The organism is Bordetella tumulicola, from assembly GCF_054779135.1.
The window spans coordinates 738,832-753,381 of sequence record NZ_BAAGYU010000007.1 but is presented as its reverse complement, the minus strand read 5'-3'; the positions used below and the strand labels follow the sequence as shown (position 1 = coordinate 753,381).

Below are 14,550 nucleotides of genomic sequence, written 5' to 3'. Positions count from 1 at the left end.
CAGGTGCTGGGTTTGACCAAGATGGCGGTTTCCTTTCATTAGCCGCGCTTGGGCGCGCTGCGGCCCGGGCAGCACGCCAGAAACGCCCGCAGGATGGGCGAACCATCGCCCTTGCGCCACGCGATGGCAATGTCGGCCGCGGCGTAGTATTCCTTGATCGGGCGATACGCAACCTTGCTGCCATACAGGTGCTCCATGGATTCGGGCACCACCGCCACCCCCGCGCCCGCGGCCACCATGCCCAGCACGGATTCCATAGGTTCGGCTTCTTGGACCACGTTGGGCACGAAGCCCGCGCGCCGGCAAGCTTGCATGGTCAAGCGCCCGAAACCGCGGCCTTTGGTCCAAGGCACCATAATGAAATCGTGGCTAGCCAGGTCGCGCAGCGACAGCTTGCGGCGCGTTGCCAGCCCATGTCCTGCCGGTAGCGCCGCTAGCAGGCGCATGCGTATCAGCTTGCGCGTTTCGAGTTCGTCGTTATCCATAGGCAGCACAACCAGACCCACGTCGATGCGGCCTTCAAGTAGCGCGGCATGGTGATACGCCAGGTTAAGTGGATTAAGCACCAGTTCCACTTCGGGATGGTGGCGACGGAATAGCGCCAGCGTGTCGGGAAATACATGCGCGGCCGTACCGCCCAGGCCAACGGATATCTTACCCACCTGCCCCGCCGCGACACGCCGCGTAGACACCACCGCGGCATTGGCCGCCGCGACCAGCGTACGCGCTTGGTCGTAGAAATGCTGGCCCGCACTGGTAAGCCGCACATACTGCTTGGAACGCTCGAACAATTGCGTGCCGATCTCGGCCTCGAGCAGCATGATCTGGCGGCTGACCGGCGGTTGCGACACATGCAGTAAAGCGGCGGCACGCGTGAAACTGAGCTCTTCGGCAACGGCCAGGAAATATCGAAGCTGGCGCAATTCCATGTAATACCTTTTTAGCATTACGGTGGTGCCAATTATATATTGGACGATTTACGGCACTGTTCTTAATCTTGCCTTGACTCGACACAGGACCGACGACATGACACAGTCAGATCCGCAACCCACCGTTGCCGCCACGCGCCACGCCATGCCCGAAGGACGTTGGGTAGATGTGGCCGGTGTACGTACCCGCTATTTTGAGGCAGGTACGGGCGAACCCGTAGTGTTCGTCTATGGCGGCAACTTCGGCATGGCCGATGGTGCCTCCAGTGCCTACACCTGGAGCCTGAACCTGCAGCCGTTGGCCCAGGCTGGCTATCGTGCCATCGCCTTCGACAAGCTGGGTCAGGGGGAAACCGGTAATCCCGAGCGTGACGAGCACTACACCATGCAGGCAGTGGTCGACCACGCCGCCGCCTTTCTGCGTGCCCTGGACCTGCCGCCGGTGCACTTGGTGGGCCATTCGCGCGGCGGCTATGCGGCCACCCGCATGACCCTGCAGCATCATGATGCGGTGCGCACACTCACCATCGTCAACAGCGGCACCCTGAGCCCGGGCGTAGGCACCAACGAGGTCGTGCTGTGCAACCCGCCGCATCGGCGCGGCAGCCGCGAGGCGGTGCGCTGGGTGTATGAAAACTACAGCCATAATCCCGGTGTGGTAACCGAAGAATGGATAGATGCTGTCATGCATATCCTGTCTTTGGAGAAGTACCGCCACACTGTGCAGAAGATGGCAACCGAAGGGTTGGCCGAACGCGTATTCCTGCCCGAGCTGGCGCACCAGAAAGGCCAGACCTTGCGCTGGCTGGACGAGGGGCGGCTACAGCGCCCGATGCAGATCATATGGGGCTACAACGACCGCACTGCGGTGCTAGAGCGCGGCATGGAACTGTTCCGCATGGTGTCGCGCCACCAGCACGATGCGCAGTTCCATGTCATCAACGAGTCTGGCCATTTTCCGTTCCGCGAGCATCCCGCGCAATTCAACGCCTTGCTCGCTCGTTTCTTTGCCCTGCAGCCTGCGCCGGGTAGGTGATTCCATGAATGGTGCATCCATGACTACCCTTGCCCTACATTCCCACACACTGGCCATCGACGGCCTGGCTGCCCGCATTTTGCGCGACCGCGAGGCCCACACCGCCACCGTGTTCGTGCATGGCGGCGCGCCAGGCTTGACGCCCTACAGCAGCGGTGCCCATATCTGGGGCGCGGCGCTCGGGCGCTTCGCCGAAGACAGCGCGGTACTGGCGCTGGATCTACCGGGCTTCGGCGGTAGCGACGCGCTGGATGCGCCATACACTATCGACGCCATGGCCGATCACATAGACGCCGTCGTGCGCGCCACCGGCATGCGCCGCTGTCACTTGGTGGCACACGATACCGGCGGCCTGGCCGCGCTGCTGCTAGCCTGCCGCCAACCGGGCTACATCGAAGCAGTCAGCGTGGTGTCTTCGGTAGCTGCGGCCCCCACCGGAGACGGCGTCGAGAACACAGCGCTGGCCTACCCGCCGCAACCACTGGGGTCGCGCACGTCCCAGCGCTGGGCGCTGGAGCGTCTGTCCTATTCGCCGCATCACGTACGGGGCATGCTTGACGATTGCGTGCAGGCCGCGCAGCAAGCCCCGCACCAAGTGGCCGCCGAGCGCATGGCCGATCCGATCACCCGGCAAGCCTGGAATACCTCGGTGGCCCGCGCTAAAGCCCGCCTGTTCGAATTCTGCCGCGGCCCCGGCGTACCCGTGCCGGTGCAGGTAGTGTGGGGCACGCACGATCCCACCGGGACCATAGACCAGGGGTTATGGCTATACCGCATCCTGGCGCAACACCAGCCCATAGCGCATTTCCATTTGATCAACCGGGCGGGCGCGCTGCCCTTCCGGGAACAACCCGAGGTCTTTCACGGCATCATTTCCGCGTTCTCGGACGCTGTGCGTTGAGCCAACGGCCACCAAACGCATACAACAGGGGAATACATCATGAAGCGATTACTGGCAGCCTGCCTTGCCCTGACGTCTGCCCTGCTTGCATCACCCGGCACGGCGGCAGACTTTCCCGATCGGCCGATACGCTTGGTCATGCCGTTCAGTCCGGGCGGTCCCACCGACATGGTGGCGCGCATTCTGGCCCAGCATGCGTCGGAACGCCTGGGCCAACCTATCGTGGTGGAAAATCGCGCCGGCGCCAATGGCATCATCGGCACTGGCGCGGTGGCCAGCGCACCGCCGGACGGCTACATGCTGCTGCTGGCTCCAACGTCCCACACTATCAATCCCAGTCTCTACAAGAAACTACCCTACGACACCGTGCACGATTTCGCTTCGGTGATTTACGTCGGCAACTCGCCCGGGCTGGTGCTGGTGGTGGGTAACCAAGTACCGGCCAAATCCGTGCAGGAATTGGTCGAACTGGCCAAGAAGCCCGGCAATTCGATCGCTTATGGATCGGCTGGCAATGGCAATCTGCTGCATCTGGCTGGGGAATACTTCAACCGTGCCACCGGCGCGCGCATGTTGCACGTGCCATACAAAGGGGCCGGCGCAATCATCGCGGGCTTGTACTCGGGCGAAATCCAGGCCGCCTTCCTCGGTCCCCCACAGGCTGCCGAACTGATCAAGGGGGGCAAGCTGCGAGGCCTGGCCGTGACCAGCCCCAAGCGCATCCCGCAATTGTCCGACCTGCCCAGCATCGCCGAGTCCGGCTATCCGGGCTACGACTTCGACGGCGGCATCCAAGCGGCCATCTACGCCCCGGCGGGCACGCCGCCCGCCGTGATCGCCAAGCTGAACGAGGCATTCAACGCCGTGCTGCAAGAGCCGGAAATCCGCGAGCGCTTTGCCACGCTGGCGCTGGACATCGGTGGCGGCCCGCCGTCCGTACTGGACAAACAAGTGACCAACCGGATGGAGCTTTACGCCGGGCTGCTGCGCCAGGCCGGTATCCAACCCGAGTAAGCGTCTTCTCAACAACGACCGCCGCGCATACGGCGGCCGATACAGGGCATACCATGAGCAAACCTGCTTCTCGCTACCCCCGTGACTGGCAATGGCCGGGCGGCGAACACATCGCGGTCTCGGTCTCGCTGGCGTTCGAATCCTTTGTGAACCACAGCCAGATCACGCTGGAGAAGACCGCCAACAAGACCGACCATTTCTCGCTGAGCTACGCCGAGTACGGCGCCAAGTCCGGCATCTGGCGCCTGATGGACTTGCTGGACGAGTTCGGCATCAAGAGCAATGTCTCGACCAACGGCTTGGCGGCCGAGCGTCACCCGAACGTGATCCGCGCCCTGGTCGAGTCCGGCCACGAAGTAGCGGGGCATGCCTGGGCCAACGACGTGCTGATGCGCGATGACGACCCTGCGGCCGAATTGGAAGAAATCCGCCGCTGCACACGCGTACTGACCGAGACCGCCGGCCGCGCGCCGCTGGGGTGGACCAGCCCAGGCAGTGCCGGCTCGGCCAATACCCTGGACTTCCTGAAGCAGGAAGGCTACCTGTGGAACGCCGACGATGCCAGCGACGACCTGCCGTTCGTTCGGCAGACTGCGCACGGCCCTCTTGTCATCATGCCGCGCACCAACTTGCCGCACAACGATTTGTGGATGTGGATCTGGGGCCGAAATCCGCCCGGCATCATCTGGGATGGTTTCAAGGACACCTTCGATGAGTTGTATCGCGAAGGCCAGGCAGGTCGGCCCAAATGGACCGAGATCACCCTGCACGCCCACATGGCGGGCCGTCCTACGCTGATCCCCACGTTGCGGCGCTGCCTAGAATATGCGCGCGGGCACGAAGGGGTATGGTGGGCGACCAAATCGGAAATCGCAGCGTGGACACAACAGCGCGAGGGCTGAGAGCTTGCCTTCCTGGCAATTACCAGACAACGTATGGCGCATCCGCCGAAAGTCAGCACGCCATACCTTGCTGTCCTGCCCTGCCTCAGGCCAATCCCAACGCCTTTTTCTTGCGTTTGACCCACGCGCCAATCAAGCGGTCAGCGGCAATTCCCAGGAACGCGATACACAAGCCGGCGATCAGCGCCTTGCCTATTTCGTTGCCCGAACGCGCCGCGTTGATTTCAGATCCCAAATCCTGGGTTCCGATCAAGGCGGTGATCGCGACCATGAACAAGGCCATGAAAATGACCTGATTCACGCCCAGCATGATTTCAGGCAGCGCGATGGGCAGCTCTACCTTTACCAACCGCTGCAATCGCGTCGCGCCTTGCTGCGTCGCCGCCTCGATAATGGGGGTAGGCACGCCACGCAACCCCAGTATCGTGTAGCGGATCATCGGCACCACCGCGAACAGCAGCACCGCAATGATGGCAGACAGATCACTGACCTTGAATAGCATCACGACCGGGATCAGATAAATAAACGACGGGAAGGTTTGAAAGAAATCGCACACACCCGCCGCCACGCGAGACCAGCCCGCGGTACGTGATGCAATCAGCCCGATCACGAAACCCACGCTGATACACACCACGGCCGCTGAACCGATCATATACAGCGTCGTCATCGTCTCGTGCCAAAGACCCGTGACCGCGGGAAACAAAATAAGCAGGCCGGCGGTCAGCGCCACCGACCAGCCACCCAGTCGGTATCCCAGCAAAGCGATCAGGGCGACAAACGTCACCCAGGGAATCGCCTGGAAAAAATTGCGGGTGGGAATCAGGATCTGAAGCAGCGTGAAATTACGAAATGCCTGGACCGATTCGTACAAATGCACGTTGATCCAGTCGATTCCGGCATTCCAGTATGGTGCCGTGGTGATGCTGTGCTTATCAGTCAATAACACCAGATCCGGCACAATGCGAGCGAGCAGGATGCTGACCACCAAAAACGCGAAAGCCAGCACCAAGTACGGATGGCGCCGGCCCCAGCCGAGGTTGGGATCGGTATATACGGGTTGCTTCAATGCATAGGCGCGGCTAAAGCGGTCGAGTACCACGGCGATCACAACAATCGCGATCCCCTGTTCCAGCGCTTCGCCCAAGCGCAGCGACTGCAATGACGTCAACAACTGGCTGCCGAGCCCCGATGCGCCGATAAGCGCGGCCAAGACAATCATGGCCAACGTCTGCATGATGCCCTGATTCAGGCCCACCAATAGCACGGATCGTGCGGCCGGCATCTGCACGCGCCACAATAGTTGCCAACGTGTGCAGCCCATCATCCGGCCTGCCTCGAGCACGCCATGGCGCACGCTGTCCAGCCCAAGCGCGATGCAACGTGCAACGGGTGGCACGGCGAATAAAGCGGTCGCGATCATGGCTGGCACGTCGCCCACGCCATACAGCACCACAATGGGTACCAGATACGCAAAGGGCGGCATGCTCTGCAAAATATCGAATAGCGGGGTAACCGTGCTCCTAAAGCGCGGACTCTTGCTCATCAATATCCCGGCCACCAATCCGATCAAAAAGACCAGAGGCACCGTCACGAGCACCAGCGCAAACGTCTGCATGGACGGCTTCCACACGCCGAACAATGCCAGATAGGTAAACGAGGCGGCCCCCAGCAATGCACTGCGCCAGCCGCCCAGCCAATGCCCCAGCAGCGCAGCCAAACCGGCAACCGTAATCCATGGCAAGGCGGGCACTTGCTTAGAGAAGCCCGAAAAAAACAGTGAATCTGAAAATGCCAACGGATATGCCAGCAAGCCCGAGAGCCCGCGGGTCACATCGCGCGGCTTGAACTCCAGCGCGGTGCCTTCAAAGAAGCGGGCCCCGTACACTAGCCACTCAAAAAACGAATCGATCCAGTCTTTCAGAGGCAAGATCCATTCGGAGGGATAGCGTGCGACCCAATCCAGTCGGCTCACTGCGAATTGGCCCAGCACAATGATGGCGATCGCGGCGATCCAATACAAAGGCCGGTTGCTGACGGTTCGGATACGCTCATTTACGGGTTGTGTCGCAACGCCGGTGGTGGTCACGGCAGGTCGGCGTTCGATATGGTCAGCGGCGTTACCGGCGTTATCGGTCAAAGTGGCGGTATGACTCATTGGAACAACGCCCGTGCAAGATGTTCACGGCCGACCTGCCCTACCAGCACACCCGCCGCATTGACGACAGGCAAATCGCGATCAGCTTCGATCACCCGGCGCGCGATGTTCTCGAGTACGTCTGTGCCTTTGATGGCGTTTTGGCCCACCGTCAGATTCGATTCGCCGGGGCCTATCGGCACCATGATTTTCTGTGCCGTAATCAATTTACCGCGCGGCGCATGTTGTACGAATTTTTTCACATAGTTATCGGCTGGCGCCATCAACAGGTCTTCGGCCGTGCCGATCTGCGCCAGGCGGCCGTCCTTCATGATGGCAATGCGGTTACCCAACCGGACGGCTTCGTCAAAGTCATGTGTGACGAACACAATGGTTTTGTTCAAGCGGGACTGCAGGCTGATAAATTCGTCTTGCATCTCTCGCCGGATCAACGGATCAAGCGCCGAGAACGGCTCGTCCAGGAACCACACATCACACTCGCCGATCAGACTGCGCGCAATACCGACACGCTGTTGTTGGCCACCCGATAGTTCACGCGGAAAATTGTGTTCGCGCCCTTGCAGACCGACCGTCGCCAGCAACTCACTTGCTTTGGCCAAGCGGTCCGCTTTAGGTACGTTTTGGATCTCGAGCGGAAAAGCGATATTTTCCAGTACGGTGCGATGCGGCAATAGACCAAAGTGCTGGAACACCATGCCCATTTTGCGGCGACGAATATCGGTCAGACTGCTGCGCGACGCTTGTAATAGGTCAACGCCGTCAAACAGCACCTGGCCGGCGCTAGGCTCGGCTAAGCGCGTCAAACAACGGATAAGCGTGGACTTACCTGAACCACTCAAGCCCATGATGACCAGAATCTCGCCTTCATAGACATCAAAACTGACATCGCGTACCGCCGCGATCAACCCCGCGGATGCTAAATCGGCATTGCTGGGGTTGTGCTGATGTTTGTCGAGAAAACCGTGGGCACCTTTACCAAACAGTTGCCATAGATTTTTGCAAGATATTTTTATCGAATCGCTCATAGCGTGATCTGCCGAGTAAATGCGCAAGAAGCGCAGTCACCTTCCGACAGCATCAGCGGCGTCAGCAAATCAGAGCTGATTCAGAACAAAGAACTACGCAGTGTCGGAAGGTTCGAAATTGAGCCAGGACGGCGCGCCGCACGGTGCGCCGTCAACCACAAATGGCGCGTGGCCACGTAACCATGACCACGCGCCGTCGGGTGCTATTTAGCGCAAGCGGGCATCCAGGCGGCTATCTGGTCCGGGTGCTTTTCAATCCACGCGGTGGCCGCGGCGTCATGCGACAAACCGTCAACGTCCGCCAATGCAGCGGCCTGATCGATCATCGGTCCGGTGAAGTTGATATTCTTGATCAACTGGCCGGCGCAAGCCCATTTTTCCTCAAAGCCTGACCAAGCGGCCTTTTTCAGATAGCCACCCTTGGGCGACCCGCAATCGTAGGTCTTGTCGGGATTGCTGCCCCACTTCGGATCTTCGGTGCAGGCTTTTTCGTGTTCGGGAAATTCGACGAACTTCCCGGGAAATGCAGCCCCCACCCAGTTGGGCGACCAGTTGAACAGCACAATCGGCTCTTTACGCGAGGCGGCTGATTTCAATTCGCCAAACAACGCGGCGGTAGAGCCCGCATTGACCACGGTGAAGTTCAGATCCAAGGCTTCGATTTTTTCTTTGTCGTGCTTGATCCAATCAACCGGGCCTGCCAGGTAACGTCCTTTAGGGGCCGTCTCGGGTGTCGCGAATTTGGCGGCGCACGCATTCAGTGCCTTCCAATCCGGCAAACCGGGACAGATTTCTTCCATGTAGTCGGGGTACCACCAGTCTTCCCGCGTCGTGGCGGTGTGACTGCCCAAGTCGACCATGCGACCCGCCTTCACCTCTTTCATGAAGCTGTCGTTCATCGTGCCTTCCCAGACTTCCATCTGTAAATCCAGATCGCCCAGGCCCATGGCCGCAAACTGTCCCTGGCTGTCGGAGGGCACAATTTTGGTTTCGTAGCCGACTTTTTCAAGCAATTGTTGCGCGACGCGAGCGAGCACCTTTTGGCTCGACCAATTGTTGTCCACGATCTTGATCGGGTCGCTGGATTCGGGCGTGAACGCATAGGCGGGCACACTGATCGCAACGCCGGTCAGCAGCATTCCGAGGCCAAATTGGTTGAGTTTTTTCAAGGGAACTTCCTCCACGTTTGAGAGAGCAACGGATCACTCGTCTCAGATTTCGATTAATAGGCCAACCTCGCAATGCGCGATCGGCCCACTCGTCAGAAACGCAACTGCTTTTGCTGTCGTGCGAAAGCAAAAGCAAGAAACCAAGCCATGGCTCGGTTAACGCGCACAATAGAGCACGCGCTGGCAAGCGTGTTGCCAACGCAGTAAAACCAAACAGTTCAAAATGCCAGATTTACTTCAGACAAATCGAATGGGAATTACTATTTCCAGCGCTACCCACCGCATGACTGCGTTATCGCCTTACGCGAATTCGGCCGTCGTGCATGACATCCGGGTATGTGGATGATTTGAAAACAACAAAGGTGCCGCGTACGCGACATTTGGTCGGTCAACAAAGACCGTTTGGCCGGTCACAACCTAGTTGACCACAATGTGGTTGACCGAAATTACGACCGTGTTATTGCATGAACCTATGCATGATACTAGAAATAAGCACTTTATGCATATTAGTCCCGGGATTGGCTGCTAGTTCGAGCCTCGAACGACTGGATTTTGAGGTTATGCCTGGGTGCGACGATACCTATCTGGTTCCAAATAAAAACGCGACAAATACAGCCACTTATGGGGCATTCGCGATAATTTCTATATAATTGCCAAATTATAACAATTATAGTCAATTTATTGCAATATTAAATTACCACGATCTGAGATCGTATTGAAACAGGATGAAAACATGAGCACCCATAAGCCGACACGCATCGCCCTTCACCATCGGGCCAGCGGACCTCGTAGACCAACGGTACGCACGCCCACCGCGCGAGGTGGCCTGTGGTGCATGCAACCCATTCCTCGATCGGCGCTTGATGATCCCCGATTGCCGATGCCCGATATCCGCGGACCGAACCCCGCGGACCCGCGACCAATCATGCCGGATATGTTGCCACCGATGCCTGATTTCTGGCCGCGAATTCCCGTTAACCAGCCGCCGCGATAAGCCAACGCGACAAACCTTTACCTACGCCAGATATTGCTGGAACCACGCCATGGTCCGTTCCCAGGCAAGCTTGGCCGCCGCCTCGTCGTAACGTGGCGTTGAGTCATTGTGAAAGCCATGGTTGGTGCCGGGGTAGGTATGGGCCTCGTAGGTCGTACCCGCGGCCTTCAGGGCCGCCTCATAGGCGGGCCAGGTGCCGTTGACGTTGGGATCGGTTTCGGCAAAATGAAACTGCAATGGCGCCTTGATGCGCGAGACGTCCTCGGGCTTGGCCTGCCGCCCATAGAACGGTACGGCGGCGGCCAGCTCGGGATAGGCCACCGAGGCCGCATTCGCCACCCCACCCCCGTAGCAAAAGCCGGTGATCCCGACTTTTTCAGTCGTCAGGTCACTGGCGCGCACATACTCGATCGCCGCAAAGAAATCGTTCATCAATTTCTGGGGATCAATGTTTGCCTGCAGTTCGCGGCCTTTGTCGTCGTTGCCGGGATAGCCACCTACCGAGCTCAGTCCGTCCGGCGCCAGTGCCACGTATCCGCCCTTGGCGACACGTCGCGCGACGTCTTCGATATAGGGATTCAGGCCGCGGTTTTCATGCACCACCACGATGCCGGGCACTTTGCCACTGGCGGCCTTGGGGCGCACGAGATAGCCGCGCACTTCGCCATGGCCATTCGGTGACGGATACTCGATGTATTCGGCAATGATCTCGGGATCGGTGAACGGCACCTGTTGTGCCAGGGCGTAGTCCGGGCTCAACGATGACAATATCGTTGCGGCCGTCAGGCCCCCGACCGTATACATGGCGGCGCGGTCGAGAAAATCGCGCCGGCTGATCCGGCCATGGACATAACCGTCGTAAAGCTCAAGCAATTCAGGGGAAAAATCGCGGGCGGTAAGGCGGGTCATTGGGATCTCCGAGGTCGTGGTGTTGTACCGAGACATCTTGTACCGGGCCACCGTACGCGAGCCGTACGGCATCCTGATGACTAGCTGCGATTAATCATACCCTCGATGCCGTTACCGCGACCAAAAATCCACGTCAACCGAGGAACTACCTGGACCGAAAATCCACGGTCTGTGGACGGCCCTCAAGCATCAACGACGCCGTCGCCGGCGGCGTGCTCGCCACGCGTTTCCCGCCGCGCCACACATGCAGGCGTGTCGCGCGCAGGCGTATGGCTTCCACGGGGCTGCCGGCCTGCAACAGCACCATATCCGCGCGTTTGCCGACATCGATGCCCGTCTCATCCAGGCCCAGGATTTTGGCGGGTGCCGTCGTCACGGCCTCGAAACAGGCGTTCATGGCGTCCTGCCCCGTCATCTGCGCCACGTGCAGCCCCATGTGGGCGACTTCGAGCATATCGCCGGACCCCAAGCTATACCAGGGGTCCATCACGCAGTCCTGGCCAAAGGCGACGGTCACGCCGGCTTCGAGCAGTTCGGGCACACGCGTCATGCCGCGACGCTTGGGATAGGTGTCGTGACGGCCCTGGATCGTGATGTTGATCAGCGGGTTGGAGATCGCCGACACGCCGGCCTCGCGGATGAGCGGGATCAGCTTGGATACGTAGTAGTTGTCCATCGAATGCATTGATGTCAGGTGTGAACCATTCACCCTGCCCTGCAGCCCCAGGCGCTGCGTTTGGTAGGCCAGTGTCTCGATGTGGCGCGACATGGGATCGTCGGTTTCATCGCAATGCATGTCCACGCGCAGACCGCGCTCGGCAGCGATCTCGCACAGCAGCCGCACGGATTCGGCGCCATCGGCCATGGTCCGTTCAAAGTGCGGAATACCGCCCACGACATCCAGCCCCATATCCAGCGCCCGTGTCAGATTGTCCATGGCTCCCGGCGAACGCAACAGGCCGTCTTGCGGGAAGGCCACCAGTTGCAGGTCCAGATACGGTTTCACCCGCTCGCGCACATGCAACAACGCCTCGGTCGCCAACAGGCGCGAATCACAGACATCTACATGCGAGCGGATTGCCAGCAAACCATTGGCCACCGCCCAATCGCAATACGCCAAGGCCCGTTCCACCAACGCCTCTTGCGTGAGCAAGGGCTTTAGTTCGCCCCACAGCGCAATGCCCTCTAACAAGGTGCCGGATTGATTCACGCGCGGCAGCCCGTAGGACAAGGTCGAATCCATATGGAAGTGCGGGTCAATAAAGGGCGCACTGAGCAACTGCCCTTGCGCATCAACGACCTCGCCGGCCGATGCCTGCAGCGCAGGCTGGATCGCCACAATACGGCCGTCCTGCACGCCGACATCGACGCCGGTTTGGCCATTGGCCAGGTTGCAGTTCTTGATAATCAGATCGAGCATGTCAAAACCTTTTTAAATCGTCTTGGTGGCGGGACACCGGCTGGGTGCTCAACGCTCGCCCTTGCGGTAGGGTTTCATCAGCGCCTGGGGATATGCGGCGCGGCGCGCCATCAGAACCAGCGCCAAAATCGATAAGAGATACGGCAGCATCAAATAGACTTGATAGGGTAATTCCGGCAGACCAGGCAGATGGGTGCCGCCCTGCTGCAGGCGCAACTGCAACGCATCAAAGAACGCAAAAATCAAGGCACCCAATAGGGCCTTGCCCGGCCGCCACGAGGCGAACACTACCAACGCCACGCATACCCAACCGCGACCGTTCACCATATTAAAAAAGAATGCGTTAAAGGCCGCCAGCGTCAAAAAACTGCCGGCTACGCCCATCAGCGCCGAGCCCGCGACAATCGCACCCATGCGCAGTTTGGTCACAGACAGACCCTGCCCTTCGGCCGCGGCAGGGTTCTCTCCCACCATGCGTATCGCCAGGCCCAGCGGCGTCCGGTTCAGTACCCAGGCGATCACGGGCACCGCGATCAGTGCGATCAAGGTCATCACAGTCTGACCCGCCAGAATGGGTCCAATCACCGGAATCCCCGAGAAAAACGTCATCTCGGGAAACGGCGTGATGGTCGGCGGCGTGGTCACGCTCGGGAACGTGACCCGATACGCGAAATAGCTCACGCTGGTGGCCAGCAGGGTCACCCCCAGGCCGGACACGTGCTGAGACAAACCAAGCGGTACGGTCAACACGGCATGCAATAGCCCGAAAACCATGCCCGCCAGTGCGGCGGCCAACACGCCGACATACAACGGCGCGCCCAGATACACCACCAGCCATCCAGTGAAAGCCCCAGCCGCCATGATGCCTTCGATGCCCAGGTTCAACACCCCGGCCCGCTCACACAGCAAGACGCCCAAGGTCCCCAGGATCAGCGGCGTCGCCAAACGCAGTACCGCGACCCAGAAGGCGCTCGAGCTCAGTAAATCCATCCATTCCATGCTCGTCTCCTTCAGGCCTGCTTGCGGCGCAGCCGATATTGCGCAAACAAGGTGGCCACCAGCATGGACAACAACGACGCGGCCACGATGACGTCGGCAATATAGTTCGGTACGGCAATCGCCCGACTCATGCTGTCGGCGCCCACCAGCATGCCCGCCACAAAGATGCTCGCGACGACCACGCCCAGGGGATGCAAGCCCGCCAGCATGGCGACCACCACGCCGGTATAGCCATAGCCCGGCGACATATCCAGCGTCACATAGCTGGTGCGCCCCGCGACCTCAATCGCGCCGGCCAGGCCGGCCAATGCGCCTGACAGCATCGCCGTACCCAGCATGACGCGCGTCACCGGCAGTCCCAAAAAGCGCGAGGCGTGCGCATTCGCTCCCACCGCTCGCATCTGCAGGCCAAACACGGTATAGCGATTGATCAGCCACAGGGCCACAGCCAGGCCCAGTGCCCAGAGCAGGCCCGTATGCGTCCGGGTCTTGGCGATCAGTTTGGAAAACTCCAGATCGGGATTGAGGGCCACGGATTGCGGCCAGCCCATTGCCATCGGGTCCTTCATCGCGCCATCCAGCATCATGGACACAAACAGCAGCACAATAAAGTTGCCCAGCAGCGTGGTCACTACCTCGTCCACCCCAAGACGGGTTTTGAGTATTGCGGGAATCAACAGCAGCAGTGCGCCTGCCAACGCGGCGGCGATCATCATGCAGGCAAATAGCACGGGTACTGGCAAATCAAAGCCGCTGCCACCATGCATGCCGCCTACGGCGACGGCGGCCAGCGCGCCGAAATACAACTGTCCTTCGGCGCCGATATTGTAAAAACGCGCCCGAAAAGCCACTGCACACGCCAGCCCGGTCAGCATCAGGGGAGTGGCGCGCATCAAGGTTTCCGAGAAGGCAAAGCGCGAGCCGAATGCACCTTCGAACAGCAAGGCATAGGTGCGCCCCACCGGCGCACCGGCCCACGCGACCAGCAGCGCACAGATCAACAGCGTGAACGCAATCGCGGCCAATGGTGCCACCAGCAGGGCCGTGCGGCTGGGCTCTGTACGTCGTTCCAGATAAAAATTCATAGGTCAGTAACT

The 14,550-nt window shown here is 60.0% G+C and carries 12 protein-coding genes; 4 read left to right on the top strand and 8 right to left on the bottom strand.

The features are described from left to right. Positions 1–38: 38 nt before the first annotated feature. Complete coding sequence (locus ACYVDM_RS11865) at positions 39–929, bottom strand: LysR family transcriptional regulator (protein WP_415785576.1); 891 nt, start codon at positions 927–929, stop codon at positions 39–41. Positions 930–1,026: 97 nt separating this feature from the next. Between ACYVDM_RS11865 and ACYVDM_RS11860 the strand changes: the two genes are divergently transcribed. From ACYVDM_RS11860 to ACYVDM_RS11845, 4 genes are read left to right on the top strand one after another with little or no spacing between them, the layout of a single operon-like run. Further along, entirely contained in the window at positions 1,027–1,965 is a 939-nt protein-coding gene (locus ACYVDM_RS11860) for an alpha/beta fold hydrolase (RefSeq protein WP_415785578.1), read from the top strand. 19 nt (positions 1,966–1,984) lie between these two features. Further along, positions 1,985–2,866, top strand: coding sequence for an alpha/beta fold hydrolase (locus ACYVDM_RS11855; RefSeq protein ID WP_415785580.1), 882 nt, complete (start codon positions 1,985–1,987; stop codon positions 2,864–2,866). 39 nt (positions 2,867–2,905) lie between these two features. Continuing rightward, positions 2,906–3,880: a Bug family tripartite tricarboxylate transporter substrate binding protein gene (locus ACYVDM_RS11850; RefSeq protein ID WP_415785582.1), complete on the top strand. Its 975-nt coding sequence runs from the start codon at positions 2,906–2,908 to the stop codon at positions 3,878–3,880. 53 nt (positions 3,881–3,933) lie between these two features. Further along, the gene (locus ACYVDM_RS11845; RefSeq protein WP_415785584.1) at positions 3,934–4,782 is read left to right on the top strand and encodes a polysaccharide deacetylase family protein; all 849 of its coding nucleotides are present in this window, start codon (positions 3,934–3,936) and stop codon (positions 4,780–4,782) included. A gap of 85 nt (positions 4,783–4,867) precedes the next feature. Here ACYVDM_RS11845 and ACYVDM_RS11840 read toward each other — a convergent pair whose 3' ends face one another. From ACYVDM_RS11840 to ACYVDM_RS11810, 7 genes are all read right to left on the bottom strand, one after another. After that, entirely contained in the window at positions 4,868–6,937 is a 2,070-nt protein-coding gene (locus ACYVDM_RS11840) for an ABC transporter permease (protein WP_415785586.1), read from the bottom strand. Continuing rightward, positions 6,934–7,962: a quaternary amine ABC transporter ATP-binding protein gene (locus ACYVDM_RS11835; protein WP_415785588.1), complete on the bottom strand. Its 1,029-nt coding sequence runs from the start codon at positions 7,960–7,962 to the stop codon at positions 6,934–6,936. The genes ACYVDM_RS11840 and ACYVDM_RS11835 overlap by 4 nt, the downstream gene beginning before the upstream one ends. 203 nt (positions 7,963–8,165) lie before the next feature. Further along, a complete protein-coding gene (locus ACYVDM_RS11830; protein WP_415785590.1) occupies positions 8,166–9,131 on the bottom strand; it encodes an ABC transporter substrate-binding protein in 966 nt (321 codons plus the stop codon). Between the two features lie 1,015 nt (positions 9,132–10,146). After that, positions 10,147–11,034 carry a YghX family hydrolase gene (gene yghX, locus ACYVDM_RS11825; protein ID WP_415785592.1) on the bottom strand — a complete coding sequence of 296 codons (888 nt, stop codon included), beginning with the start codon at positions 11,032–11,034 and terminating at the stop codon, positions 10,147–10,149. A gap of 145 nt (positions 11,035–11,179) precedes the next feature. Then, positions 11,180–12,454 carry an amidohydrolase family protein gene (locus ACYVDM_RS11820; protein WP_415785594.1) on the bottom strand — a complete coding sequence of 425 codons (1,275 nt, stop codon included), beginning with the start codon at positions 12,452–12,454 and terminating at the stop codon, positions 11,180–11,182. A gap of 48 nt (positions 12,455–12,502) precedes the next feature. After that, a complete protein-coding gene (locus ACYVDM_RS11815; RefSeq protein ID WP_415785596.1) occupies positions 12,503–13,453 on the bottom strand; it encodes an ABC transporter permease in 951 nt (316 codons plus the stop codon). A gap of 11 nt (positions 13,454–13,464) precedes the next feature. Then, positions 13,465–14,538: an ABC transporter permease gene (locus tag ACYVDM_RS11810; protein ID WP_415785598.1), complete on the bottom strand. Its 1,074-nt coding sequence runs from the start codon at positions 14,536–14,538 to the stop codon at positions 13,465–13,467. Positions 14,539–14,550 lie beyond the last annotated feature (12 nt).

Bases quoted from the DNA above. Each gene is read 5' to 3' on its own strand.
- ACYVDM_RS11810 (WP_415785598.1), bottom strand. From the start codon at position 14,538: ATGAATTTTTATCTGGAACGACGTACAGAGCCCAGCCGCACGGCCCTG.
- ACYVDM_RS11845 (WP_415785584.1), top strand. From the start codon at position 3,934: ATGAGCAAACCTGCTTCTCGCTACCCCCGTGACTGGCAATGGCCGGGC.
- ACYVDM_RS11840 (WP_415785586.1), bottom strand. From the start codon at position 6,937: ATGAGTCATACCGCCACTTTGACCGATAACGCCGGTAACGCCGCTGAC.
- ACYVDM_RS11865 (WP_415785576.1), bottom strand. From the start codon at position 929: ATGGAATTGCGCCAGCTTCGATATTTCCTGGCCGTTGCCGAAGAGCTC.
- ACYVDM_RS11820 (WP_415785594.1), bottom strand. From the start codon at position 12,454: ATGCTCGATCTGATTATCAAGAACTGCAACCTGGCCAATGGCCAAACC.
- ACYVDM_RS11835 (WP_415785588.1), bottom strand. From the start codon at position 7,962: ATGAGCGATTCGATAAAAATATCTTGCAAAAATCTATGGCAACTGTTT.
- ACYVDM_RS11850 (WP_415785582.1), top strand. From the start codon at position 2,906: ATGAAGCGATTACTGGCAGCCTGCCTTGCCCTGACGTCTGCCCTGCTT.
- ACYVDM_RS11855 (WP_415785580.1), top strand. From the start codon at position 1,985: ATGACTACCCTTGCCCTACATTCCCACACACTGGCCATCGACGGCCTG.
- yghX (WP_415785592.1), bottom strand. From the start codon at position 11,034: ATGACCCGCCTTACCGCCCGCGATTTTTCCCCTGAATTGCTTGAGCTT.
- ACYVDM_RS11860 (WP_415785578.1), top strand. From the start codon at position 1,027: ATGACACAGTCAGATCCGCAACCCACCGTTGCCGCCACGCGCCACGCC.
- ACYVDM_RS11815 (WP_415785596.1), bottom strand. From the start codon at position 13,453: ATGGAATGGATGGATTTACTGAGCTCGAGCGCCTTCTGGGTCGCGGTA.